This window comes from Limnothrix sp. CMB-01 (genome assembly GCF_055193175.1).
This window is the reverse complement of record NZ_CM143720.1, coordinates 229,641-254,656: the sequence shown is the minus strand read 5'-3', so window position 1 is coordinate 254,656 and position 25,016 is coordinate 229,641. Positions and strand designations below refer to the sequence as shown.

Below are 25,016 nucleotides of genomic sequence, written 5' to 3'. Positions count from 1 at the left end.
TTAAGCAACCATTAACACTGGATTGCTGTTTGCTTAATCTGCGCATTCCGGCTCAAGGCCACTGACCCCAGAGCAACTGATCGCCTCTGCTCAGACCTGCACCAAGGCATCCCAACGGCGGAGCGTTTTTGCCGATTGCAACAAGCGCCGAGGGAGCGATCGCCCAGTCAGGAAGTTCATCAACCAGGGTGACTGGTTCCAGCGATTGATCCGACGGGACAGGACAAACTCCTGATCGAACAGTCGTTGTAAATCGCGATCGTAAGCGGAGAGGGCTGCGCGATCGAACTGGCCAACCCGGATGGCCGTTGCGGCCACGGCCGCCGCCAGCCGCCCCGAGTCGATCGCCTTGGCCGTACCAAACCCCGTTAGCGGATTGCACAGGCCGGCCGCGTCGCCCGCCAGCAACACCCGATCGCCCGATCGGCGGATCTGGGCCGAGCCGCCAAAGGTCATGGGCCAGGTTTCTGGCTCACTGATGGGTTCTGCGGTTGCCAAGCGTTCCCGCAACCAGGGTTTGGCGGCAATCACCTCCGACAGCAACCCGGACAGGCGGGCGGGGTCGTTGCCAATTCGATCGGCCCTAGTGCCCAAGCCGACTTTGAACCGCCCATGGGCCAAGGGAGCGATGAACAAAAAGCCCGGCAAGAGGGGCTGAATGTAGTGTGCTTCGATGTGGGGCTGCTCGAAGCCGGCCACATTGCGGTAGTAGCGGTGGAGTGTCAGGGCCCGATCGGTGGGGTCTTCGGTTTGGTTCAGCAACAGGCTGGCCACGCGCGATCGGGCCCCATCGGCTCCAATTACGAGCTTGGTGTGCAGGGTTTCCGTTTGCTCACCGATTTTCACCACTGCCGCCAACCGATCGCCCGCCGGTTCTAGGGTCACCAATTCGCAGCCCAGCCGCAGATCCGCAGTCGATCGATCCACAAACCCCAACAGCAGGGCATCCATGGCCTGGCGATCCATAGTGTAAATCGGGGCTTGGTCGGCCGGGTGGGGCAAGGGGGGTTGGTAGCGATCGCCCCGATCGCTGAAAATCCAAGCGCCGGCCGGACAGGGCAACAGATCGGGGCTGGTGAGGAGAGCTGCTGCCAAATCAGGGCGATTGAGGCGATTGAGCGCGGCTAACAGATCCTGGCCAAAGGCGTTGCCGTCCACTTTGTCGCGGGGAAAAACGGCGCGATCGATCAGCACATGGTCAATTCCCCGCTGACTGAGGGTGATTGAGCTGGCCACGCCTGCCGGCCCAGCTCCGACGACTAAAACATTGGTTTCCATAGCAGTGGATTGAAGGGCAAATCTTTTTTGAAGCTTGAATACTGTCTATTGATCTTCTTAGATTGCCCGATCGTCAACTTGCCAAAATTGGAGGCACTGGGGTCTAAAAACTCAAAAAAATGGGCGATCGGCTATTCCACGATTTCGCCCAAATATAGCCGCACGAAATCCCGCGCTGCTTCTGGATTTAGCTTTTTTAAGGCTGTGACGATCGCCACGATCGTGTCACCGCTAGGGTCGCGAACGTCATTGCACCAGCGATATACGGTGGTTCGCTCGATATCCAATTTGGCAGCGAGAGCGTACTGACTGACCTCGTGCGAGGTCAAAACTTGCTTTAAAACTTGTCCGGCTTTCCCCATAGGCTCAATCCTCTCAAAAGCCTATAGGTTTCGTAAATTGGCTACCATTTGGACTAGTAAATTGATCGGTTGACGTATACAGATTGGACTATTAAACTTAAGACAAGTCCAAGTAAGTGAGATTTGACAAAGCTGTTGTACATCCCACATTCAACGGGGGATAGAGACTGATGCCTCATTGATCTTGCTTTGCTTGTGCCGACGGCCAATTCATTTCAGGAGGAACGGCCATGACGACTGTAACTGACTTTGTGGAAACGCCGATCGCCCCGGAATCCATTGCTGAGGGGCGATCTCAGCTCGATCCTCTGCCCGCGCGATTGGATGGGCGCGAAACGGTGAAGGTGATGGTGATTGGGTCGCCGCGTGCGGTGGAAAACACGATTCGAGTGTTGTATCTGCGTGGCTTTGCGGAGTTGTATGAGTGGTCACCGATGCAGCCGACCCAAAATCCCGGTGAGGTGATGAGCTTGCTGAGGCGGCTGTTGTCGTTGAGTTGAAGAGTGGGTGGGGCGATCGACCAGGGAGAGGTTTGAGGCCTTTCCCTGCGATCGTCGATGTGCTCAACGCCTTACGGCATCAGAGGTTTGGACACGCCTGTCATTCGAGCAAGATCAAACGGTCGTTTTGTGCTCAACGCCTTACGGCATCAGAGGTTTGGACACGAATTAGTGCTTTTGGTGCAGTTGCTCGTTTTTTCGTGCTCAACGCCTTACGGCATCAGAGGTTTGGACACAATTCGGTGTCAGGGTTGCAGACCAGCAGCCCGATGTGCTCAACGCCTTACGGCATCAGAGGTTTGGACACTAACTACTTTTTCAATTAGCACTCTAACTGCTGAGTGCTCAACGCCTTACGGCATCAGAGGTTTGGACACCTAATCGCTCTAAAATCAGCCGTTCATTATCAGGAGTGTGCTCAACGCCTTACGGCATCAGAGGTTTGGACACAGTAGTCATGGCCATCGCCGCTTTCTGGAATCTCATGTGCTCAACGCCTTACGGCATCAGAGGTTTGGACACATCTAAGGGAACGCATCCTGTTGGCTCCCGAGAGCTTGTGCTCAACGCCTTACGGCATCAGAGGTTTGGACACAAAGTTAAAAACGACTGACTCATTTTGGGAATAAGAGTGCTCAACGCCTTACGGCATCAGAGGTTTGGACACGACTTTCGGTAAGGAATGGTGAACTCATCAGGCCGTGCTCAACGCCTTACGGCATCAGAGGTTTGGACACTTGAACGCCTGGAGGATGCGATCGCCCACGATTGAGGTGCTCAACGCCTTACGGCATCAGAGGTTTGGACACCAATCGCAGAATCGAGAGCAAAAGCAATCGAGCTGGAGTGCTCAACGCCTTACGGCATCAGAGGTTTGGACACACAACCGGCATCAACTAAGCACCTTGGTTGAATGATTCGTGCTCAACGCCTTACGGCATCAGAGGTTTGGACACCGATTGGCTCTGGCAATCCCACCAGGTGCGATCGCTGTGCTCAACGCCTTACGGCATCAGAGGTTTGGACACCTTCAAGCCGAGCCTGAGTCTACCGTGGGTGAACTGGTTGGTGCTCAACGCCTTACGGCATCAGAGGTTTGGACACTGCCGTCTGGCTTAACTGACTGCTTGCGCCATAGGAGGAGTGCTCAACGCCTTACGGAATCAGAGGTTTGGACACCTGAGGCCCATGCCGCTTGCGCCTGAGCCAACTCGTGCTCAACGCCTTACGGCATCAGAGGTTTGGACACAATCGAGGTGGTATCGAGCGAACGAAAGGGCGATCGTGCTCAACGCCTTACGGCATCAGAGGTTTGGACACAGTCCCAAAAGACGATGAATTTCGCATCCTGAACTTTGTGCTCAACGCCTTACGGCATCAGAGGTTTGGATACTTAGCACAGGAAAGCCACGCCTTGAGAACCGAGAAATGTGCTCAACGCCTTACGGCATCAGAGGTTTGGACACTGATGCAATTCGCGCTCGAACGGGCCTGTCTCATCTAGTGCTCAACGCCTTACGGCATCAGAGGTTTGGACACTGGCCGCCGGCACAATGCAACCATGCCACTCGATCCCGCGTGCTCAACGCCTTACGGCATCAGAGGTTTGGACACTGGCCGCCAATCAGCTACCACCATGGCTCGATCGCTTGGAGTGCTCAACGCCTTACGGCATCAGAGGTTTGGACACGAATTATGTGATTGGATGCAGTCAGATGCGTAGCAGTGCTCAACGCCTTACGGCATCAGAGGTTTGGACACAATGAATGTCGTTGTCGATTGCTTGATGGATCTATTGTGCTCAACGCCTTACGGCATCAGAGGTTTGGACACCCTCAATCTCGTAGAAGATGGTGAATTCCTCCAAAAGTGCTCAACGCCTTACGGCATCAGAGGTTTGGACACGCCCTGAACAAACGCCCGTTGAGAGGGGTTCCGTTGCGCGTGCTCAACGCCTTACGGCATCAGAGGTTTGGACACTTGGGGTTTCTTGAATTTGCTCCAATATTCCCTGAGGTGCTCAACGCCTTACGGCATCAGAGGTTTGGACACCCAGCCCGCCATCAGGATCGATCGACCAATCGCCCCCGGTGTGCTCAACGCCTTACGGCATCAGAGGTTTGGACACTGGGGCAAAGGCGGGGCAATGCATCGCGAATGTCGGCCGAGTGCTCAACGCCTTACGGCATCAGAGGTTTGGACACCCGCGATTTTTCGCCTCATGGGCTTGTAGGTAGAAATCGTGCTCAACGCCTTACGGCATCAGAGGTTTGGACACGCGAGGCTTTGATCTTCGCTACTCCAATGATGTTTGTGCTCAACGCCTTACGGCATCAGAGGTTTGGACACCTCAGCATGTCAATGTCACCGCCATTAATCAGCAATTGTGCTCAACGCCTTACGGCATCAGAGGTTTGGACACCGCTCAAGCCGCCCTAGAGGTGGCTGAACCGGCTGTTATCGTGCTCAACGCCTTACGGCATCAGAGGTTTGGACACCAATATTTGCAGAACTTGATAAACCCTGTTAAGTGTGCTCAACGCCTTACGGCATCAGAGGTTTGGACACGCCGCCAATCAGCTACCACCATGGCTCGATCGCTTGGAGTGCTCAACGCCTTACGGCATCAGAGGTTTGGACACACAGGGTAGACAGCCGGTAGACAGGGGTAGACAGTAGAGTGCTCAACGCCTTACGGCATCAGAGGTTTGGACACGCCTGACAGTTGGGCCCGGATCGCGGCCTGGACTTGTGCTCAACGCCTTACGGCATCAGAGGTTTGGACACGATAGTCGCCGGTCAGGTCAGCGGCAGCACAGCAGTGCTCAACGCCTTACGGCATCAGAGGTTTGGACACGCCCTCATGAGGTCTTTTTCTGCAAGTTTGACCCCGTGCTCAACGCCTTACGGCATCAGAGGTTTGGACACGACTCGCTGCATTTATATTGACTAGAGGGAATCCCGTGCTCAACGCCTTACGGCATCAGAGGTTTGGACACTAGCGGCAGTGATGACGAAATCGCCCTCGCTATCCTGTGCTCAACGCCTTACGGCATCAGAGGTTTGGACACAACAATCCCGTTACCGATTCAGTCAGATTACGAGATAAGTGCTCAACGCCTTACGGCATCAGAGGTTTGGACACCTGATTGCAATAATGCACTTGCCTCAAACTTACCCCAGTGCTCAACGCCTTACGGCATCAGAGGTTTGGACACGGCCCCGAGTACGGAACGGTTAGCCGTGAGGATATCGTGCTCAACGCCTTACGGCATCAGAGGTTTGGACACCGACAGTTATAAGGAGTATGGTCTAATCCCAATGTTTCGTGCTCAACGCCTTACGGCATCAGAGGTTTGGACACTTCCAGTAGCCCCACCACTGACTCACCAGCTCCAAAGTGCTCAACGCCTTACGGCATCAGAGGTTTGGACACACGCCCCAAACGATGGACAACAGCGACTTTCCAGCGATGTGCTCAACGCCTTACGGCATCAGAGGTTTGGACACCCGATCAATCCTTTCCGTCAAACTCAACGACCAGATCGTGTGCTCAACGCCTTACGGCATCAGAGGTTTGGACACCCAGCCAGAGCGTGCAGCGTTGTCGCCTGATTGATGCTCAACGCCTTACGGCATCAGAGGTTTGGACACACAAGTCAGTAGCAACAGCACAGCTCAAAACATGGTATGCTCAACGCCTTACGGCATCAGAGGTTTGGACACTAGGGGGTTTTGTCCTGGCGCAAGGCGCGGGCTAAGTGATGCTCAACGCCTTACGGCATCAGAGGTTTGGACACTCTTCGGTGGTCAACTCCTTTTCCGGCGCGTCCAGCCATGCTCAACGCCTTACGGCATCAGAGGTTTGGACACTTTTTGCAGGCCGCGATCGCCGTTGGTCGCAAAGTCATGCTCAACGCCTTACGGCATCAGAGGTTTGGACACCCTCAGGCCTCATGAGGTCTTTCATCTCAAACTGGCCTATATGCTCAACGCCTTACGGCATCAGAGGTTTGGACACCTGCCTTCACTTCTTGGAAGTGTTGACCGAGAAATCGAGGAGTGCTCAACGCCTTACGGCATCAGAGGTTTGGACACCACACGGGCGATCGCCCGCTGCAAACCAATCTCTATGCTCAACGCCTTACGGCATCAGAGGTTTGGACACCAATGAGGAGTCCGATCAGGGAGGTGATCGCGGCATCGTGCTCAACGCCTTACGGCATCAGAGGTTTGGACACTTGGATATTGAACGGGTTGGGCGCGTCCACGTCTCGTGCTCAACGCCTTACGGCATCAGAGGTTTGGACACTGACGACTCCTGACCTTTACCAGAGGAGCCAACTACGTGCTCAACGCCTTACGGCATCAGAGGTTTGGACACTTACGTCTGAAATCCAAGCGGGACAAGCGCTGCTGTTGTGCTCAACGCCTTACGGCATCAGAGGTTTGGACACTTCGTAGAAAGATGGCTGGTTCGGTCAAGTAAGGCAAGTGCTCAACGCCTTACGGCATCAGAGGTTTGGACACCCGCTAAAGCTTTTCTGAGGAAACCCAACGTAATCGTGCTCAACGCCTTACGGCATCAGAGGTTTGGACACCGACAGCCGCGATCGGCTCCATATCGGCCACATCGTGCTCAACGCCTTACGGCATCAGAGGTTTGGACACATTGTTGAGACCTGGGATATTGACCCTTTTGAGGAATGGTGCTCAACGCCTTACGGCATCAGAGGTTTGGACACTAGATGCGAGGGCGATCGCCTAGGGCGGGTACTTGGCGTGCTCAACGCCTTACGGCATCAGAGGTTTGGACACTGGCGGCCATTGGCAGTATTGAGCTGATTGGGCCGTGCTCAACGCCTTACGGCATCAGAGGTTTGGACACCCACGCCTTCCGCACGTAACGCCAGAGCAATTCCTTGTGCTCAACGCCTTACGGCATCAGAGGTTTGGACACTTCGGATCGGCATTCTTGGGACTGGGTAGCTCGATGTGCTCAACGCCTTACGGCATCAGAGGTTTGGACACCAAGCTTGACTTTGGGCGTGTCCAAAAGTTTGGCGAGTGCTCAACGCCTTACGGCATCAGAGGTTTGGACACCGCGCCGCTTGGAACCCTTGCGGGACAAGCGCCGAAATGCAACCTTACAAGCATCTTACCCGATCGCCCCCGATCGCTCAACGCGCCCATTCGATCATTCATGCATCAAATCCGGCGCATCAAACTGATCGGAATTCAGCACAAATTCCCAATCAAACGGTGGCTCTGACGGCACTAAGTTTTCCTCATAGTCTTCCAAACCCATTTCATCGATCGCCAACAGTCGCCCCAACTCATAGGCTTCTGCAAATGCTTCGGGAATCGCTGATTTCAAGCTGGGATTTTTGGCCAGCAGCTTGCGAATTTCTAACCGCTGCACTCGGATGGTGGTCATCCAAGAACGGCTCTGGCGATCGGGTTGATAGCGCCACTTCAACAAATGCCCCAACAGAATTCGTAACCGGCTGACGAGTTCCCTGCGTTCCTGTCGTCCCATGCTTTCAATTTCGTCCGCCAGTCGTTCCCAGTCGATCGCCGCCGCATTGCGATCGCGCAGGAGGGCGGCCTGGGCGATCGTCCAGCCATAGAAATCAGTGTCGTAGGCGCTGTTTTCAGTCACACTTTCCGCCCTCCTTTTGCTGGTTTAGTGGCGGGTTGACCACTGATCGTCACCCAGGCGCGATCGTCAAAATCAGGAGTTTCAGTGAGTGAAAAGCGCTGAAATATTCCTCGGGTGGTTGTGCGATCGATCCAAACGGGCAAACCAATTAACCCCCTAGGATCTTTAATCAGCCAGCGTACAGGGCCATCCGTTTCCCGGTAGAGCCGCATTCCATTGATCATTGCCCAAGATTCGCCTAGGCTCAAGCCACCAAACCGACGAATCTTTTCGGGTGTTGTGAGGGCAATTGAAAGACGATCCAACAATCCAACAGTAGCCACTTCATGGCTAGAGTCCACCCGCAAAACCAACTTTAAATCAGTCAAGATTTCCTGAAAGTTGGGTTTAGAAAACTGACTAGTTGGATAAGTGCCCAGATGTTGCTTGCTGAACTTATGATGGCGCTGTTTTCGCAAAATCCGTGAAATCGGCGGTGCTTGACCAATTAGCCCGATCGCTAATTGCACACCGAGATGTGCCGTCAGGTCTTCTTCGCCCACCAGCGACAAAAGAAATCCATAAACCGTCGAAAGTGGCGGATATTGGTAGGTTTCCTTATAGTCCCTGGCAAAGCTACGCGGAAAGCTAGTGCAGGGACAATCCAAATAAAACCAGTTGTTCATTAGGCAATAATCCCCACTGCTTTTAGTTGTGCTTTTGCAGCATCCTTAGCAGCTTTCACGCCATCGAAAACGGAAGCTCCCAAATTCTTAAGTGTTTCCCCGTAGGGTGTTTTAGCAATCTTGCCCCCAATGATTAACTCTTGAGGGTTGATGTCTCCAGCTTCCAACAATCGCACCAATTCTGGACAGCCCACATCTTCTCCAACTCGCTTGAAGCAACCCATAATCCAAGGGCTGGGATCTTCAGTGATCCGAAAAACAATCGATTCCGGTCGAAACTCATACAAAAACCGTGAATGGTTGCCGCCCACATGGCGAACACCCACCAATGCTTCCAAAAAAGCAGCAGCGCGATCGGGCTTTTTCAGATGCTCAGGAGTCAGGGCGATCGCATACTGATAAGCCGTGTTGTGCATTTCCGTGTTGTGAATTGAGGTGCTGCCTTTTTCGCCCCCCTTGGAACCAAAAGCAATATCGCCCCAGTAGGGATCAAGGCTGATCGCGCGGCTGACTTCTAATGCGCCACGCCGCTTCTCAGTGGCGTTCTTATTATCCTTGTCCTTCTTGGCATCCATGTAGCCAAATAAATCATCATCAATGAACTTTTCGGCGCTGTGCTTTTCATCCTTGATGTCGTACTTGTCGAGATCGGGGTTAAACGTTCGATTGACTTCCTCGGCTGCAAAATGATGCTGCAAATATTCGCGATAGCCCCAACGAATGGCATCAGCGCTGACCGTGGTGTATTGATCATTGCCGCGTGTGATCTTTTGGAGTGTAGCCAAGGTGCTGCCATCACCTTCACCCCGATTATTAGCAGCGATCGCAGTAGGAGTGACGATATTGGCAAACAAATGCTTAGACATGATTTGAGTCCTCTGAAGTCAGATCAAAATTGTTAGCAAGATTGGCAACAAGAGTTATGAAAAGGTGTATTCAAAACCTTCTGAGTCTTCCTCTGGCTCGATCTCGTCTACACCCAAGTCAGGATCGCCTGTCCCTTCGAGAGTCTTTTTCTTGTAGGTCGCGATCGCCAATAGCGCTAAATCCCGAGCCTTCCGCCAGTTATCTCCGGTATGCAACCAAGCATAAATCTCCAAACCCTCCCCCTTCGCTGCGGAAGGACGATACTGAGCCAAAAAGTCAACCAAAGCCTTAGCAAATTCTTGTTGGGTAGCTGGTCGTTGCAAACGATAAATGGCCTTGTCAGCACTCCGTTTAGCAACATCCCATCCCTGTTCTTTGGTTAAATTGCCTCCCATTTGGTCAGATCGAGCCTTAAACTGTCCTGCTCGAAATTTACCGAAAGCATCATGTACCGACTGAAAAAGCAGGCGCTCTGATTCCGAGAGAAATTGTGTCATTTTGGCTAATCCTTGACGTTCAAACAGCTTGTTTTTCTTGAGAAACTCGAAAAATCCCGAGTACCAAGGGCGATCGCCAATCAAGTTATCAGCAATCCAAGGTAAAGCTTGGGAGGTGGCAACCCAAGTTTGTCCCTTATTCGTTGTGGGGAAGCGAACGGGAAAGAATTGCTCGGCACTTTCATAAATTGCCAATACTTGCTCATTAGTTTTTACTCGATAAACAGCTTGCTTGAGATAGTTTTGATTTTTGTCCCAAGCCTGCTTACCTAGTTGGTAAACTTCGCAGTACTCAAGCCCTAAAATTTGCCCATTATCCACGGTCTTCTGCTGAATCAAAAACCGCAATCCCGACTCACCCGCTCCGCCCGCTTTGAACTTGATGTAGGGGGTTCCGGCGGACTTACGGCGCAACCTAACCCAGTTCTTGAGATTTTTAACTTCAGGGATGACTAAAGCAGATCGCCCTGCGGGTAAGGCGTAATAACCACAACTCAGAGGCAGAAAGAGCAGTGAGACAAAACCAACCGGAGATTCCAGATACGGGCCATTAACAAAGCACTCCACCAAGCCCGGTAGATGATGTCCTTTGATGGGAATTTCATCCTTGAACTTACCTTTAGAGGTGAATGCATCCTTAAAGTCACCCGTGTAGTAGCAATCGAGCAAATCTTTATAGGAAAGCTCAATTTCTTCTTGATTGTCTGGGTCAACTGGAAACCGTAGTGGCTTGGCTTGCTTCTCTAGCGTGCGCTGCTGGTTATGTTGCAGCAAGGTTGAAGTCACACCTTGGGTAAAGGTATAGCGACTTTGGCGATCGAGCTTCAGAACGGGTGGATTGAGATAGCCGTCTTCAATGCAGTAGGTCTTGTGGGTTAACCACTCGATCGCCTCGCGATCGCTCCCCTCCCACGACAGCCGAACTTCATCTTCTGTCACCGTCCAACTGAGGGGGGCAGTCTCGGGCGGGATTGCCGATAGGGCCAACGCCAAACCAGCAATCCCCGCCCGATGTGGCAGGAGCGTATTGGGATTCAGCAACGATAGGGTTAAGTCAGTCATCGTTTTCTGGCTCCTCGCTCCGCTGTGTACTCCCACTCCTTGACCGGGGCGATCGGATACCCCCGATACCGCTCCCACTGAATCACTGTTTCGCCTGATAGAAGCGGCACAGTGTATTCCCCCAGCTTGTTGCGGGGCAAATTCCCCCAAGTTGCTTGGTGCTGTTCCAACAAAGCCGTCACCGTCACATCCGCCTCGCGCACAGAAGCCGAATAGGTTCGCCACTCGCCATCGAGCAGAACAAACTGCTTTTCTGGTTCAATTTCCTTCGATTCTTGTTCCAACCATCGGGCTAAATCCCCTTGGCTGACCTCCCCCGGACAATCCCGAATCAAAGCCCAGCCCCGCATCTTCGTTTCCTGGTCGTAGGGATGAATTTTCGGATCGTCATAAAACACCGCATCCAGGGCGTGGCCGCAATAGCGACGGTTGAGCCGCCCTAAGCGTTGAATTAAAGCTGCGGGTTCGGCCACTTGTGACACCAACAACGTCGCCGACAAATCCAATGACATTTCCGCCACCTGGGTACAAATAGCCAGCACAGGTTCACGGCAATCTTCTTTGAAAGCAGCCACCACACGGCGATGGTGCTGGACTCGATCGTGATAGCAAAATCGGCTGTGATAGAGCACGGCATTCAAACCCCGATCGAGGGCGCGATCATACACATCGATCGCCGTATTAACCTGGTTACAAACCCAGAGAACTTTGCCACCCGACTTCAGTTCGTTTTCAACACGCTCCCAATCAGGTTCTTGGCTTTCATGGAACCTATAACGGCGTAAATCTTCCAACTCGCGCGGCCCGGCAATCAGATTTTTACCTTCAATCAGTCGCTCCCCGATCACCCGCTCAATTGCTCGCAGTTGCCAGGGTAAAAACGAAGCGGACATCAACAATGTTGGCGCTTTAACAGTTGCCAAAAATCGCAAAAGTGCGCCAAATAAAACCTTGTCGTAGCAATGCACTTCATCGAAAATAAATGCCGCATTGGCGATCGCCGGAAAACAATACATCGGTCGCCGATTGCATTGCATCAAGCCCAAAACCGTATCAACCGTACAAACAATGACTTGACTTTCCCAAGCTTCAAAGGACTGAAGTTTCAGGGTAGCCTCGTTTTCTGTGTTATCGCCTGCTTCTCGCTCTTCACCCGTACTCGCTAGGTCGATCGCTGCCCGCGAGTGCATCAAAACTGACTCCACTTCATCTTGCACATAGTCGATGAATCCCTCGGTGCTGGTTCCTGTGGTGGGATAACAGAAGAAGAGCTTCCGACCGATCGCGTGGCGCTTGGCCCAGTTGTACGCCCCAACGGTTTTTCCTGTTCCACAACCGGCCCGTACCAAGCCAACCCGCGAGGGAATTTCACCAATAGATTTCTGGAAATCTCGAAGTGTTTTACCTTCTAGACGAACATCGATCACACGATCAAGATCTACTTCCGTTAATCCTTTTTTGATTGATTCAACAATCCAATGCTCTAAATTTAAATCAGTATTGGAAATTGCTGATCCAATGGAGTCACCCGCCACCAATAGCGATTTAATCACCGCATTTAAGACAATATTTGGCTCCCAGTCTTGAAAAGCTTTTTGATAGAGTTCGCATCGACGAGTTTTGATGTTCGACAGCACCCACTCACTTTCAGGCGTTCGAGCTAGTTTAATATTTTTAGGAAGTCCTAATTCTGAGATCCCAAATTCCAAGAGACTTTTGAAGTCACGATGCAGTGGGTAGAGAAATAAGCGATCATCTCCTGTTCCTGTGCGAATGTTCCCGACATCATCAGTTGCTTTACCTTGCTCACCACCTAGTTTTAGGTGATGCCCACCGGCCGCAGCAAGAGCCACCAAAAAATCGCCGTCAGACTGCTGCAACCAATCTCGAAACTCCCAAGCCAGCAGAATGGAAACCACTTCATGGCGTAGAAGCTGGGGATAGTTCAGTGGGTTCTGTTGCGGACTTGCGCCGACCATTTTTTGACGGACAACTCCTTGAAAATGGTGGTTCGCTTTGCCCCAATCGTGAATGTAGGCAGCCAAGCGGGCCGTCGATCGCACATAAGCCAAATCACAGCCAAGATCAAATTGAGTCATGAGTCGATCACCCAAGACATCAACCAATGTCATCACGGCCCGAACAACATTTGCCGTATGCCCAACCAAGCTATAAGAACCTTTCCACGGCCCGTCTACAGATTTGGCTAGCAAGCAATCGGGGACAAGCTTAGGAACTGATTGACTAGATTTAGGCGACATCAGGAATCTCCTTGGAGGGATAAAACCAACCACAACCAAAGTGCTTTCGTCCACCAATGCCAACCGACTGGAGCAAGATTGAATCTTCAGGACTCAGATCTTCCACAATTACGCCATAACCCAAAATATGCTTTCCCTTAACTTGTAATGATCGCAAGGCTAAACCACCATCCGCATCACTATCGATGGAAACTTGTCCTGAAATTCCCAGCTTTTCAAATGCTTTGCGGCATGATTCTAAAAAATGCACTGGTGCGCTATGGGTGTCCCATTCCTCTAATCGGAATGTTACGAGCCTGGCCCGTAACGTGGAACTAGGCTCAGGCAGGATTAAACGTGGTTGAATCAAGCGAATATCATGACTACGCAGATTTAAAACTTGATTTTGTAAAAGTCGATACCAATAGCTGGCTCGATCACTAGGACAACGTAGACGTAGCCGCGATCGCTGATAGATTTGAATGCGCTTGTGCCCATCAGGAATCCCAGGAATACTACTTAATAGCAACTCTGGACAAAGTAAATAATCAACGATTTCAGATTTCCAATTTTCCGAATTGAGAAACTGTTTTCTGAGTGAAGTAATCAAGCTTTCTGGCAGTGCTTCACTTTGCAAGAGTTGCTTAACTGCCGAGTACAGCGAGTAGCCATGATCGGCTGGTAATAACCGCCCTTGGACGGAAAATTGGACTTCTAGAATGTTGCTCATCGTTCAAAGGTCTCCGTTTCGTATTGGCGTTGCATGATCTCCACCTCCCGCGCGATCGCCCTGACCAGTTCCGGCGGCTCCCGGACGATCGCCCCCTTGCCATAGCTCAACACCCACTGAGCTACATCCCGCAACCCGCTGACCTCCATCGACAGCAACAGCCCCCCACCCGGCAAATCGGTCAACCCCTGCGTGCTGTGCCACTGCCGCCCGCGCACAAACGGAGCCGTTGCCCGATCGAACTCCACCACCACCCGCCGCGCCGCGTCGCCCACCTCCCAACGAAACGCCGTCGCCATATAGGCTTTCAGGCTGAACCCCGGCAGTGTCTCAAACCGCTGTTCCGTCACCCGCAGTTGTTTGATCCGATCGACCCGGAACGTAATCACCTTCTGGCGCTGGTGGCAAAACGCCAGCAATTGCAGCGCGTTGTACTGCACCAACATGCCGTAGGGATCCACCACCCGATCGCTCACCACATCCCGATTCGCCGTGTGGTAGGTGATCTCTGCGCTGTAGCCATCCCGACAAGCCCGCTCTAGCTGACTCACCACCGCCAAATCCAAGTTCAAGTCGGCCTTGCTTTGGAACAGGAAGTAATCGTTTCGCAGTTCACGCGCCTCGATCGCCACCTTGCTGTCCAGCCGCTCACTCAGCCGCCGCAAGCCCGATCGCAACTGCCGGATATAAGGCGAATCCGCATAGGTTTCCAGCAATCGATCGGTCACCACCAGCGCCAACAGATCGCCTTCCGTAATCAGGATTTGATTCAGTTGCCAATCGGGGTCGCTGTAGTGATGTCCCCGACGAGTGTTATAGATAATTGGTGCGCCGCAGTCTTTTTTAAGAAAGCCTAAGTCCTTGCGAATGATGCGCGGATCGACAGCATTGTCACGATCGAGGGCCGCCGCTAAGGATTCATGGGTGTTTCGTCGTTGGGGATCTCGCAACAAACCATCGAGCTGCAAAATGCGCTTGAGTTGGTGAAGCGTCATGATTGAGAGTTGTGTGAGGGATTGAACATTGCTCACTGAACCCAGTGTGGCATCTTTCTGGGGGACTGGGGAGGCCTAAATCGATCCACCCTGGCCACTTGATTGCAGGTAATGCCCCCAGCCGATCGCCCTGAGAGCAGCGTGGCCGGGCGATCGATGGCCAAGCCAGACAGTCGCCCTAAACTAGGAAGAGTTCGCCCATTCCCCAGCCCGTTCCCATGGCCAATCTTGCGGATTCTCGATTAGGACGGTGGGCCCAGCGCGTGCAAGCGGCCGCCCTAATTGGTGGTCAAACCCTGGTTCACCTCAGCCGTGGCAAAATTCACCGCCGCAACACGATCGAACAAATGCACCTGGTGGGGCCCGACTCCTTGGGCATTGTGCTGCTGGCCGGCGTGTCGATCGGGGCGGTGTTTACGATCCAGGTGGCCCGCGAATTCATCAAATATGGAGCCACCTCCGCGATCGGGGGTGTGATGGCAGTGGCCATGGCGCGGGAACTGTCGCCGGTCTTTGCCGCCGTGATTTTAGCTGGGCGGGTGGGGTCGGCCTTTGCGGCGGAAATTGGCACGATGCGCGTGACGGAGCAAATCGATGCGCTTTATGTGTTGCGCACCGACCCGATCGACTATTTAGTCGTGCCTCGGGTTTTGGCCTGTTGCACCATGCTGCCCCTGCTCACGGAATTGGGGTTGCTGGCGGCCATGCTGGCGGGACTGACCATTTCGGAACTGGGCTTTGGCATCACCCGCTACGAGTTTCTTGATTCTGTGAAAACCTTTTTGGAAGTGCGGGATCTGTTTTGCGCTGCCATCAAAGGCGCTTGCTTCGGGGGGCTAATCGCCGCGATCGGCTGTGGTTGGGGTCTCACCACCAGCGGCGGGGCCAAGGGCGTGGGCCAAGCCACCACCTCCGCCGTGGTCACCTCTTTGCTGGCGATTTTGATTGCCAATTTCTTTTTGTCCTGGCTGATGTTCCGCAGCGCTCCCACGCTCTAGGCGTAATTAATCAGCGCGGTCGATCGGTGCAGTTGAATGGCCACCAGGTGCTGCGTCAAAAATCCCAATTTTCCTGAAATCTCTGGCGCGGGATGGGGCTTTTTCGATCGGGTCAGCTCGCCCCAAGAAATCTGTCACAATAGAAGGGATTTCTGGCGCAAAACAGCCGCCGTTTTTAACCCCCCAATTCCGTTCTTGATCATGGCTTTTAAGATTCAAAAAACCGATGCCGAATGGCAATCGCAACTGACTCCGGAACAGTTTCAAGTGACGCGCAAGCATGGCACGGAACGCGCGTTCACGGGAGAACATTGGGATAACAAGGCTCCCGGAACCTACAACTGCGTTTGCTGTGGAACGCCCCTTTTTATTTCAGATACCAAATATGATTCGGGAACTGGCTGGCCCAGTTTTTGGCAGCCGATCGCCCCGGAAAATATTGAAACTCAGGTCGATCGCACCCTGTGGATGACCCGCACCGAAGTGCATTGCGCCAACTGTGGGGCCCACTTGGGCCATGTGTTTGAAGATGGCCCGCCGCCCACCGGCCTGCGCTATTGCATGAATTCTGCTTCCTTGAAATTTGAGCCAAATTAAGGGCCAGATTAAGGGCCAAATTGAGCTTGAATGGCGATCGATTGTCATCCGTTGTGGTTGAGTGATCGCTGAGGTTTCGATCAAACGGTTTGATCGGGTTTTTGGGTCTTGTTTCTCGATCGCCTTTTCAGCTAAGAAAAAATCCCCCGCAATTGATCGACTGTGGGGGATTTTGCTTGAAGATGAAAGCTTTGCTGAATTCAGGCCATGAAGTTTAACACTGATTCTGAACTTTGGGGGTGATTTCCAGGTCAATTTCCTGTGATCACCCCCCTTGAATTGCAGCGCTTCAGGGCAGGTTGCGATCTAGGCGATCGCGGCCATTTTCACATCGCTTTCGTTCAGCAGGTCTTGCAATTCCTGGGCATCAACGGTCTCTTTTTCCACCAGCATTTGAGCCAGGCGATCGAGCACGGAGCGGTTTTCTTGCAGCACTTGCTTGGCGCGGCGGTAGGCTTGATCCACCAGGTTGCGGACTTCCTCATCGATCGCGGCGGCCGTCTCTTCCGAGAAGTCGCGCTCGGAGGCAATGTCGCGACCCAGGAACATATTGCCTTGCTGGCGACCGAGGGCTACCGGGCCCAGGCGATCGCTCATGCCAAAGCGGGTCACCATTTGGCGTGCCACACGGGTCACCTGTTGCAAGTCGTTGGAAGCGCCCGTGGTCACTTCCTCTTCACCAAAGATGATTTCTTCCGCCAGGCGACCGCCCAGGGCCACCGCCATTTGGTTTTCCAGGTACGAACGCGAGTAAAGGCCCGAATCCATCCGATCTTCGCTAGGCGCAAACCAGGTCAAACCGCCGGCCTGACCGCGCGGGATGATGCTGATTTTTTGCACCGGGTCGTAGTCGGGCATCAGCGCACCCACCAGGGCGTGGCCGGCTTCGTGGTAGGCCACCAGGGTCTTGCGCTTTTCGCTCATCACGCGATCTTTCTTTTCGGGGCCGGCCAAAATCCGGTCGATCGCGTCGTTGATTTCGTCCATCGAAATTTCCGTCAAGTTGCGACGGGCGGCCAAAATTGCCGCTTCGTTCAGCAAGTTCGACAGATCCGCACCGGTAAAGCCGGGGGTACGACGCGCAATCCGCTCCAGATCCATATCCTTCGAGAGGGACTTGCCGCGCGCGTGGACACCCAGAATTTCCAGGCGGCCGTTGAAGTCGGGGCGATCGACCACCACTTGGCGATCGAACCGGCCGGGACGCATCAGCGCCGCGTCCAACACGTCGGGGCGGTTGGTGGCCGCAATCACAATAATCCCCGTGTTGCCCTCAAAGCCGTCCATTTCGGTCAGCAATTGGTTCAGGGTTTGTTCGCGCTCGTCGTTGCCGCCGCCGAGACCCGCGCCCCGCTGACGACCTACCGCGTCGATTTCATCGATGAACACAATGCAAGGGGCGTTTTGCTTGGCCTGCTCAAACAGGTCACGCACGCGGGACGCACCCACACCCACGAACATTTCCACAAATTCCGAACCGGAGATGCTGAAGAAGGGCACGCCCGCTTCGCCGGCCACAGCTCGCGCCAGCAGGGTTTTACCGGTCCCCGGAGGGCCCACCAGCAGCACGCCCTTGGGAATCTTTGCACCCACGGCGGTGAAACGATCGGCATTTTTCAGGAAGTCCACCACTTCCGTCAGCTCCAACTTGGCTTGCTCAATGCCGGCCACGTCGTTGAAGGTGATTTGGGTTTGGGGTTCCATTTGCACCCGGGCCCGCGATTTGCCAAAGTTCATGGCCGGGTTGCCCGCGCCACCTTGGGCCCGCCGCAACAGGAAGAACAGACCCACCAGCAGCAGAATCGGCAGGAACAGGCTGCTCAGGGCCCGGAACCAGAAGCCTTCGTCGCTGGGCGGTTGCACGGAAATATCAACGTTGTTGCTGGTCAGAATGTTGATGATTTCCGGATCGTTGGGCAGGTTCACCAACACGGTGCTGCCGTCTTCGGTGGTGGCCAAGGCCCGGGAGCGATCGGCGCTAATCCGCACGCGATCGACCTTTTTAGATTGCACTTCCTGCACGAATTGGCTGTAGCGCCAGGTTTCGCGGGTTTGGGGCTGTCGATCGAAGAACGCTGTACCCAGGGCGATGATTACGATCGCCAACAGGGCATAGAGTCCGGCATTTCTCCACCGTTTATTCACTGGTGCATCCTCCTAAAAGGCGTTCTGCCAGGGCGTTTGTTATGCCAGGGCTGTACTTGCCGTAGCTCAAAAATTAACTGGTTGTTAACTAATGTTAACGCAATGGCTTCCAGTCCGTCGCCATGGCTGCTATTAACGATTATGCGGATTTCCGACTCAGGATGGGTGTGGACGAAATCGCTTGGTGGGTGTAACAGCGCGATCGCCCCGCAGACTAAGGGTTATGCGGTCGTCGCCGCCAGTCGGTCTAGCCGGTCTAGCCGTCAGTGGGTTGAAGTGTTTGGGGAGAAATGAAGAGAATGCAGGCATTTGGCGGCCCGAGGGCCACAGAATTTCCGATGCCGCTGGAGCCGGGCGATCGGGTGTGGGTGATTGCCCCCAGCGGGCCGGTTTTGGATCCGGCGGCGATCGCCCGGGGGGTGGAAATTTGGCAAGACCGGGGCTTTCGGGTGCAGTTTGCCGTCGGTTGGGATGCGCAAACGGGATTTTTGGCGGGCACTGATGCCCAACGTCGATCGCAACTGGCGGCGGCCTTGGCGGATCCCGGTTGCCGAGCGATCGTCTGTGCGCGAGGGGGCTATGGTTCGGCCCGACTGCTGGAGGATTGGGATTGGCCGCTGTTTGCCGGACGGGGGGCGGGGTTAATGGTGAACCCAGCGCGATCGCCCCTGTGGTTGATTGGGTTTTCAGACATTACGGCTCTGCTGTGGAGTTTGGCCCGGCAAGGGGTGGCGGGTGTGCATGGGCCCCTGCTCACCACCTTGGGCCAGGAACCGGCCTGGACGGTCGATCGCCTGTTTAATCTGTTGGCGGGTCAGCCCCTGGAACCGCTTCAGGGCCAGGGTTGGGGCGGCGGGGCCGTGGTGGGTCGCCTGTTTCCGGGGAACCTGACGGTGATTGCCAATTTGCTCAATACGCCTTTGCAGCCCGCTTTGGAAGGGGCCATTTTGGCGATTGAGGACGTGACGGAATATCCCTACCGGATCGATCGGCTGTTGACCCAGTGGCGTTTGAGCGGTCTGTTGCGGGCGATCGGGGGCATTGCGATCGGCCATTTCACCGCCTGCGATCCGCCGCCCAACCGGCCCAGTTGCTCCATGGCGGAAGTGCTGCGCGATCGGCTGGGGGATTTGGGCTTGCCGATCGTTTCCGGGTTGCCCTTTGGCCATGAACCTCCGAATGCGGCCTTGCCCGTGGGCACGCTGGCCCGGTTGGATGGGGAGGCGGGCACGCTGGAACTCTTGAGCTAGGCGATTGTGCCCAGCAGGTCAGTCAAGGGGCCAAGGGGGTGGGCAAAGTACACCTTGAACCCACTGCTCAACGAATCGGATTTCCATCCTGAATCACCATTGAGGAGCAGGGCCCGGTTGAGTTTTGGGGTCTAATTTTGGGGTCTAGCGATCGTCGCCCCGCAAGGCCAAGGGCGATCGGGGTAACTCAAAGGTTTTCAGCAGCAATTGCCCCGTCGCTTCCCCATCGATCGGGCGGGAAAACCAATAGCCCTGACCATAGGAACAGTCCATTGATTGCAACTGTCGCAACTGCTCGATCGTCTCAATCCCTTCCGCCACCGTGTCCATCCCCAGGGATTCCGCCAGGGCAATAATTGCCCGAACAATGGCCCAATTGCTTTCCTGGTCTGGGCTGCGGGTGACAAAGGAGCGATCGATCTTGATGGTATCGATCGGGAAGCGTTGCAAATAGCTGAGGGATGAATAGCCCGTGCCAAAGTCATCAATGCTCAGTTGAATGCCCCGATCGCGCAGTTTCCGCAACAAGGCCTCCGCCGTTTTGGCATCTGCCATCACCACGCTTTCGGTAATTTCCAACTTCAGGTGCTGCGGCGGCAGTCCCGTTTCCGCCACAATGCCTTCAATGGACTGGGCCAAATTGGGCTGGGTAAACTGCCGCGCCGACAGGTTCACACTCACACTTAGTCCAGCCCACCCATGGGCCGATCGCAGGCTGGGAATGGCCTGTAACCAAACCATCATTTGCTGGCAAGCTTCCCGCAAAATCCATTCGCCCAGGGGAATAATCGTGCCGGTTTCTTCCGCCATGGGAATAAATTCCGCCGGACTCACCAACCCCCGATCGGGATGATGCCAACGCACTAGGGCTTCCAGGCTGGCAACCCGGCCCGTAGCCAAATCCACGATCGGTTGATAAGTCAGGAAAAATTCTTGCCGCTCCATGGCCCGGCGCAAATCGCGCTCCAGGTGCAGTTGCGCAATCACCCGTTCGCGGAAGGAGCGATCGAACGCCGCGTAGCAATTGCGGCCCAACTCCTTCGCCCGATACATGGCCAAATCCGCATCCCGCAGCACATCCCCCGGCCGGGCGTATTCCGGCGTGCCGAACGCAATGCCAATGCTGGTGGTGATGGTGAATTCGTGGCCATCCACATCAAAGGGAGCTTTCAGGGCCAACTGCACCCGCTCGGCGGCGCGGGTGGCAATTTCCGGCTGATCCAAATCCGTCAGCAAAATGGCAAATTCATCGCCCCCCAGCCGCGCCACCGTATCCTGGGGCCGCACACAGGTGCGCAACCGGTTCGCCAGTTCCACCAAGAGCCGATCGCCACAGAGGTGACCCAAACTATCGTTCACCACCTTGAAGCGATCGAGATCTAAAAACAGCACCGCAAAATGGTGATTGCGTTGGCGACGGGCGATCGCCATGGTTTGACCCAACCGATCGATAAACAGGGCCCGATTGGGCAGCCCCGTCAGCGCATCATGGAGCGCGTCATGCAGCAACCGTGACTCCACCAACTTGCGCTCATGGATATCCGCCAAGGATCCCGCCATCCGCAACACGTGGCCCCGCCCATCCCGAATCGCCAACCCCCGACAGAGCACCCAGCGCACGGAACCATCCGCATGGCGAATGCGATGCTCACTTTCAAAGTGGTCACTGCGGCCCTGCAAGTGGGCATCTAGCTCCGCTCGCAATTGGGCTTGATCATCCACATAAACCCGATCGAGCCATTCCTGGGGTTGGTCACCCACTTCCGAATCGCGGTAGCCCAACAACGCCTTCCAGCGGGGCGAAAAATAAACCCGATTGGTCAAAAAATCCCAATCCCACAGCCCGTCATTGGCCCCCCGCACAGCCAAAGCATACCGCGCCTCACTTTCCCGCAAAGCCGACACCAATTGGGATTGCCCCAAGGCCACCCCCGCCTGCACCGCAATTTGTTGCAACAAGTCCTGCTCGAAGGGTTGCCACTGGCGCGGCCCCTGGCAATGGTGAGCCAACAGCAGTCCCCACAATCGGTTTTGAGAGCGGTCTGGCTCAATCACCGGCTGCAAAATTGGTACGACCAAATTGGCCTGCACACCGAACTGGCGCAGCAGTTGGCGATGGCAAACCGAAATCCGAGCGGTTTCCACATCGTCAATGGCCGAGGTGCGCCCTTCAAGATATTTCTGGTGATAGTGGGTCGTGAAGCAGGGGTCGGAAACGGTTTTGCCCAACAGGGAATAGGGGCCATTGCCGGTAGCCTCCACCACAAAGGAGCCTTGCCGCTGTGCATCGAATTGGTAAACCAAGACCCGATCGCACTGCAACATCCGCTGCACTTCCGTGACCATGGTTTGCAGGATCGTATCCACCCGTGATGACTGGTGAATTTTGAGGGCGATTTCTGCGAACAGTTTCGATCGCCAGTATTGACGCTGTAGCTCGACTTCCGCCTCCATTCGATCGATCACATCCTACCCAGTCTTCATTGAGTTAAACGTTTGATTAAACTGCTCAAATTGGTTCTGTTTTGAGCATTAGCGGGCGATCGCCTGACGAAATCATGACAGCAGCCACCGCCCAACCTTGATGAGCATTCGATGGTGATCCTAACGAAAGGGGGTTGCTGAAACCTCAGCTCAGTGCCTTCGGGCGCAGAATAGCAAATGGGTTTTGAGCCATGGCAATGATGGATCAAAGGCTGTCTAGGGTTTGTGATGGCTAGCTGGGAGCCAGTCGCCTCTCCGGGGTTGAGGTAGAGAGTTTGGGCCCGGCTAACGAAACCGGTGTCTTAGGGTGGCACAGGGGCTGGGTGAGGGTAATGGTGGTTTGAGAGTAACGATTTTGATGCGATCGTAGTCGACAAACCCAATTCAAGAAAAGGCGGCCGCGCGATCATTCCTTTCGTTAACCCCTTGATTTACGTTGATTTACGCCACGCTCCTCTAAATGTTCCCGCCAAGCGCCTCCAGCCCATCCCAAGTCGCTTCCCCGCACCGAAAGCGACCATTTGATCATTTGATCGGGTCAGCCCGTTCCAGACAGGTCACACCTAAGCCACTTTTCAACGCGAAAGTATCTTAGGGTGTCGTCCTATCCTCCAAAGCCTAGTCTAAAACCCTGTGAATCTTTTAATGATCATGGTTAATAGGCTGAAATAGATCTTCTGTTTATTCAGTCTCCAATCAGGATTGTCTTCTTTGTGGCGGAGCGTTACGATTTCAATTCAAGGGTCATGGTTGATCGGTTGGGATCATGACTTTAGATGACGCATGGCTAGAGGGATCCTAAGTAAGATCAGCAAAAAATCTTGACTACTTCAGGAAAAAACACTGAGATCAACAAAAATCCCGAAGTGATCTACCCGATTTTGATGTCTCAGATTAATCTTTTATATTAACGCGATTATGATACTTTTTTGTTTTTGTCTAATTTTTATTGAGCTTTCATGGGGCTTTTCTTAGATATTTACTGAAAGTTTATAGAATTTATTACAATATTCTATCAAGATTTGATTAATTTTGTAATAAGATTTCGTGAATCACAATTGCTTCAAAGTCACTTTTAAATTACTTTAAAGCTGACTAGATATTGATTAGAGATTAATTAAAAATTGACTGCAAATTAACTGAGAATCGATCCAATTGCAGTTGAATTGAATACTGATTAAGTCTTGATTTGGTATTTATTTAATGTTTATTTGATATTTGATCAAAACTTAATCCGATATGGCCTCAATCTAGAAATTTCTCGAGCTTTGATTGGGTTTGGGGGATTGACAAGGCTTGGGTGGGGGGGCAGTTGCCGCTGCGGAGAAGCAACCCAATTTTGAGGCAGACTATTGTTGGAAGCGTTTGGGGACAAAAGTTCATCAGCCCCGAGAATAATAGTTCAAGACTGCTGCTAACGATCAAACTTCAGCCATGTCGAATCAGTCGGGTTTCCCCTTTTCGTTCGCAACGTTAGATAATCAGCCCTTTCAAGTGGTTGCCACACCCGATCGCTCGCGGGCGGTGCTTTGTTTGCATGGCTTGGGGGGTGGGCCCTATGAGATGCGACCGTTAGCACCGTTGTTGTTGAATTTGGGATGGACGGTGGAGGCGATCGCCTATCCGGGCCATGACCAACCGGGCCCGAAAATGCCCAATTCCCGCTGGGAAGATTGGTATCAGGCGGCGGAGACGGCGTTCGATCGCCTGGCTCAGTCCCATGCTCAGGTGGTGGTGGTCGGATTTTCCACGGGCTGTCCCTTGGCGTTGCGGCTAGCCCTCCAGCGATCGATCGGGGGGTTGGTGCTGCTGAGTCCGTTTATGGCAATTGTTCGCCCTGCGGCCTGGTTGCCCTCGGCGGAACAGTTGTTGCCTTGGGTTTATCCGCTGCTGAAGGAAGTGCCCCGATCGGCCTTGGCCATTGCGGATCCGGAAGGACGGGCGGCGGCCGATCGAGTAGCGCCCTATCGCTCCTTCCACCTGGGTGCTGTGCAGAGTGCGTTGGCACTGATTCAACAAGTGCGGCCCCGGTTAGGGGAAATTACGGTTCCGACGCTGATTGTGCAACCGAAGCGCGATCGGGTGGTGAATCCTCAAGGCGCACTGTATCTTTTTCAATCCCTGGGTTCCTCGTCCAAGCGTCTCTGCTGGCTGGAAAAATCAGACCATATCCTGACGCTGGACTATGATCGCGATCAGGCATTTCAAGAAATTGCCACTTTCTTTGAGCAGCTTCCTGCCTAAATTTCCTGTGCTTCAAGGGCGATCGGGTTGGGAATTTGCTGAGCTTGTGCTGCATGGGGCTGAATTTGTGCCGTATCCTATGGCCCCGTTTGGAGCAGTTGTGAGCGAGGCTGTGGTGGCCCGTTGGCTGCCCGTTGAAAGCTGAAAGTTGAAAAGGCAAATCGGCCCAAAGACTGAGGCCAGGCTATTAAGAGATGGCTCGCCCTTGACCGTGCCAAAATTAACCATTCAAATTGCTTTTATGGAATTTCATGGAATTTATAATATTGTCTTTGTTGATGCCATTGATTGATTTTTCTGATATTAAATCCAATATGAAATTCCGTGATTACAATCGAAAAAACTCGATCTCAGGACTTTGCTCAGGATTTTGACTCTTGAAAAATGAGCAATGAAGCAAGCCTGAAGCGAGTGCTGATTCAAAAATTTCTGAAATAAAA

The 25,016-nt window shown here is 53.7% G+C and carries 16 protein-coding genes and 1 CRISPR repeat array; of the genes, 5 read left to right on the top strand and 11 right to left on the bottom strand.

The window, feature by feature from the left end; genetic code table 11:
* Positions 1-90: 90 nt before the first annotated feature.
* Both ACZA91_RS01025 and ACZA91_RS01020 read right to left on the bottom strand, forming a co-directional pair.
* Positions 91-1,278 carry an NAD(P)/FAD-dependent oxidoreductase gene (locus ACZA91_RS01025; protein ID WP_463184265.1) on the bottom strand — a complete coding sequence of 396 codons (1,188 nt, stop codon included), beginning with the start codon at positions 1,276-1,278 and terminating at the stop codon, positions 91-93.
* A 131-nt stretch (positions 1,279-1,409) separates the two neighbouring features.
* Positions 1,410-1,640: a helix-turn-helix domain-containing protein gene (locus ACZA91_RS01020; protein WP_099534439.1), complete on the bottom strand. Its 231-nt coding sequence runs from the start codon at positions 1,638-1,640 to the stop codon at positions 1,410-1,412.
* Between the two features lie 230 nt (positions 1,641-1,870).
* Between ACZA91_RS01020 and ACZA91_RS01015 the strand changes: the two genes are divergently transcribed.
* Complete coding sequence (locus ACZA91_RS01015; protein ID WP_463184263.1) at positions 1,871-2,140, top strand: hypothetical protein; 270 nt, start codon at positions 1,871-1,873, stop codon at positions 2,138-2,140.
* Between the two features lie 59 nt (positions 2,141-2,199).
* A CRISPR array of direct repeats spans positions 2,200-7,243; the repeat unit is 36 nt; unit sequence GTGCTCAACGCCTTACGGCATCAGAGGTTTGGACAC.
* Between the two features lie 94 nt (positions 7,244-7,337).
* Here ACZA91_RS01015 and ACZA91_RS01010 read toward each other — a convergent pair.
* From ACZA91_RS01010 to ACZA91_RS00980, 7 genes are read right to left on the bottom strand one after another with little or no spacing between them, the layout of a single operon-like run.
* The gene (locus tag ACZA91_RS01010; protein ID WP_463184262.1) at positions 7,338-7,802 is read right to left on the bottom strand and encodes a DUF29 domain-containing protein; all 465 of its coding nucleotides are present in this window, start codon (positions 7,800-7,802) and stop codon (positions 7,338-7,340) included.
* The gene (gene cas5, locus ACZA91_RS01005; RefSeq protein ID WP_463184260.1) at positions 7,799-8,467 is read right to left on the bottom strand and encodes a CRISPR-associated protein Cas5; all 669 of its coding nucleotides are present in this window, start codon (positions 8,465-8,467) and stop codon (positions 7,799-7,801) included. Before cas5 ends, ACZA91_RS01010 begins: the two co-directional genes overlap by 4 nt.
* Positions 8,467-9,333, bottom strand: coding sequence for a type I-B CRISPR-associated protein Cas7/Cst2/DevR (cas7i, locus tag ACZA91_RS01000; RefSeq protein WP_463184258.1), 867 nt, complete (start codon positions 9,331-9,333; stop codon positions 8,467-8,469). The genes cas5 and cas7i overlap by 1 nt, the downstream gene beginning before the upstream one ends.
* Positions 9,334-9,387: 54 nt before the next feature.
* A complete protein-coding gene (gene cas8a1 / locus ACZA91_RS00995; protein ID WP_463186485.1) occupies positions 9,388-10,893 on the bottom strand; it encodes a type I-MYXAN CRISPR-associated Cas8a1/Cmx1 in 1,506 nt (501 codons plus the stop codon).
* Positions 10,890-13,154 carry a CRISPR-associated helicase Cas3' gene (cas3, locus tag ACZA91_RS00990; RefSeq protein ID WP_463184257.1) on the bottom strand — a complete coding sequence of 755 codons (2,265 nt, stop codon included), beginning with the start codon at positions 13,152-13,154 and terminating at the stop codon, positions 10,890-10,892. Before cas3 ends, cas8a1 begins: the two co-directional genes overlap by 4 nt.
* Positions 13,144-13,863: a type I-MYXAN CRISPR-associated protein Cas6/Cmx6 gene (cas6, locus tag ACZA91_RS00985; RefSeq protein WP_463184256.1), complete on the bottom strand. Its 720-nt coding sequence runs from the start codon at positions 13,861-13,863 to the stop codon at positions 13,144-13,146. Before cas6 ends, cas3 begins: the two co-directional genes overlap by 11 nt.
* Positions 13,860-14,858, bottom strand: coding sequence for a helix-turn-helix transcriptional regulator (locus tag ACZA91_RS00980; RefSeq protein WP_463184254.1), 999 nt, complete (start codon positions 14,856-14,858; stop codon positions 13,860-13,862). Before ACZA91_RS00980 ends, cas6 begins: the two co-directional genes overlap by 4 nt.
* A gap of 218 nt (positions 14,859-15,076) precedes the next feature.
* Between ACZA91_RS00980 and ACZA91_RS00975 the strand changes: the two genes are divergently transcribed.
* A complete protein-coding gene (locus ACZA91_RS00975; protein ID WP_190354853.1) occupies positions 15,077-15,856 on the top strand; it encodes an MlaE family lipid ABC transporter permease subunit in 780 nt (259 codons plus the stop codon).
* A 201-nt stretch (positions 15,857-16,057) separates the two neighbouring features.
* Positions 16,058-16,453 (top strand): peptide-methionine (R)-S-oxide reductase MsrB, encoded by a 396-nt coding sequence (msrB, locus tag ACZA91_RS00970; RefSeq protein ID WP_099534448.1) that lies wholly within the window; start codon positions 16,058-16,060, stop codon positions 16,451-16,453.
* 306 nt (positions 16,454-16,759) lie between these two features.
* Here the strand turns inward: msrB and ftsH3 are convergent, their stop codons facing one another.
* Complete coding sequence (ftsH3, locus tag ACZA91_RS00965; protein WP_099534429.1) at positions 16,760-18,598, bottom strand: ATP-dependent zinc metalloprotease FtsH3; 1,839 nt, start codon at positions 18,596-18,598, stop codon at positions 16,760-16,762.
* 290 nt (positions 18,599-18,888) lie between these two features.
* Between ftsH3 and ACZA91_RS00960 the strand changes: the two genes are divergently transcribed.
* Positions 18,889-19,848: a S66 peptidase family protein gene (locus tag ACZA91_RS00960; protein WP_463184252.1), complete on the top strand. Its 960-nt coding sequence runs from the start codon at positions 18,889-18,891 to the stop codon at positions 19,846-19,848.
* Between the two features lie 144 nt (positions 19,849-19,992).
* On the opposite strand, the gene ACZA91_RS00955 is transcribed toward ACZA91_RS00960, so the two are convergent.
* On the bottom strand, positions 19,993-22,302 hold the full coding sequence (locus tag ACZA91_RS00955) for a putative bifunctional diguanylate cyclase/phosphodiesterase (protein ID WP_099534427.1): 2,310 nt from the start codon (positions 22,300-22,302) through the stop codon (positions 19,993-19,995).
* Positions 22,303-23,826: 1,524 nt separating this feature from the next.
* Here ACZA91_RS00955 and ACZA91_RS00950 point away from each other — a divergent pair.
* Entirely contained in the window at positions 23,827-24,576 is a 750-nt protein-coding gene (locus ACZA91_RS00950; protein ID WP_347278317.1) for an alpha/beta hydrolase, read from the top strand.
* Positions 24,577-25,016 lie beyond the last annotated feature (440 nt).

Coding starts and splice junctions, on each gene's coding strand:
- ACZA91_RS00975 (WP_190354853.1), top strand. CDS start 15,077: ATGGCCAATCTTGCGGATTCTCGATTAGGACGGTGGGCCCAGCGCGTG.
- ACZA91_RS00955 (WP_099534427.1), bottom strand. CDS start 22,302: ATGGAGGCGGAAGTCGAGCTACAGCGTCAATACTGGCGATCGAAACTG.
- cas3 (WP_463184257.1), bottom strand. CDS start 13,154: ATGTCGCCTAAATCTAGTCAATCAGTTCCTAAGCTTGTCCCCGATTGC.
- ACZA91_RS01025 (WP_463184265.1), bottom strand. CDS start 1,278: ATGGAAACCAATGTTTTAGTCGTCGGAGCTGGGCCGGCAGGCGTGGCC.
- cas5 (WP_463184260.1), bottom strand. CDS start 8,467: ATGAACAACTGGTTTTATTTGGATTGTCCCTGCACTAGCTTTCCGCGT.
- ACZA91_RS01015 (WP_463184263.1), top strand. CDS start 1,871: ATGACGACTGTAACTGACTTTGTGGAAACGCCGATCGCCCCGGAATCC.
- cas6 (WP_463184256.1), bottom strand. CDS start 13,863: ATGAGCAACATTCTAGAAGTCCAATTTTCCGTCCAAGGGCGGTTATTA.
- ACZA91_RS01020 (WP_099534439.1), bottom strand. CDS start 1,640: ATGGGGAAAGCCGGACAAGTTTTAAAGCAAGTTTTGACCTCGCACGAG.
- ACZA91_RS00960 (WP_463184252.1), top strand. CDS start 18,889: ATGAAGAGAATGCAGGCATTTGGCGGCCCGAGGGCCACAGAATTTCCG.
- cas8a1 (WP_463186485.1), bottom strand. CDS start 10,893: ATGACTGACTTAACCCTATCGTTGCTGAATCCCAATACGCTCCTGCCA.
- cas7i (WP_463184258.1), bottom strand. CDS start 9,333: ATGTCTAAGCATTTGTTTGCCAATATCGTCACTCCTACTGCGATCGCT.
- ACZA91_RS00980 (WP_463184254.1), bottom strand. CDS start 14,858: ATGACGCTTCACCAACTCAAGCGCATTTTGCAGCTCGATGGTTTGTTG.
- msrB (WP_099534448.1), top strand. CDS start 16,058: ATGGCTTTTAAGATTCAAAAAACCGATGCCGAATGGCAATCGCAACTG.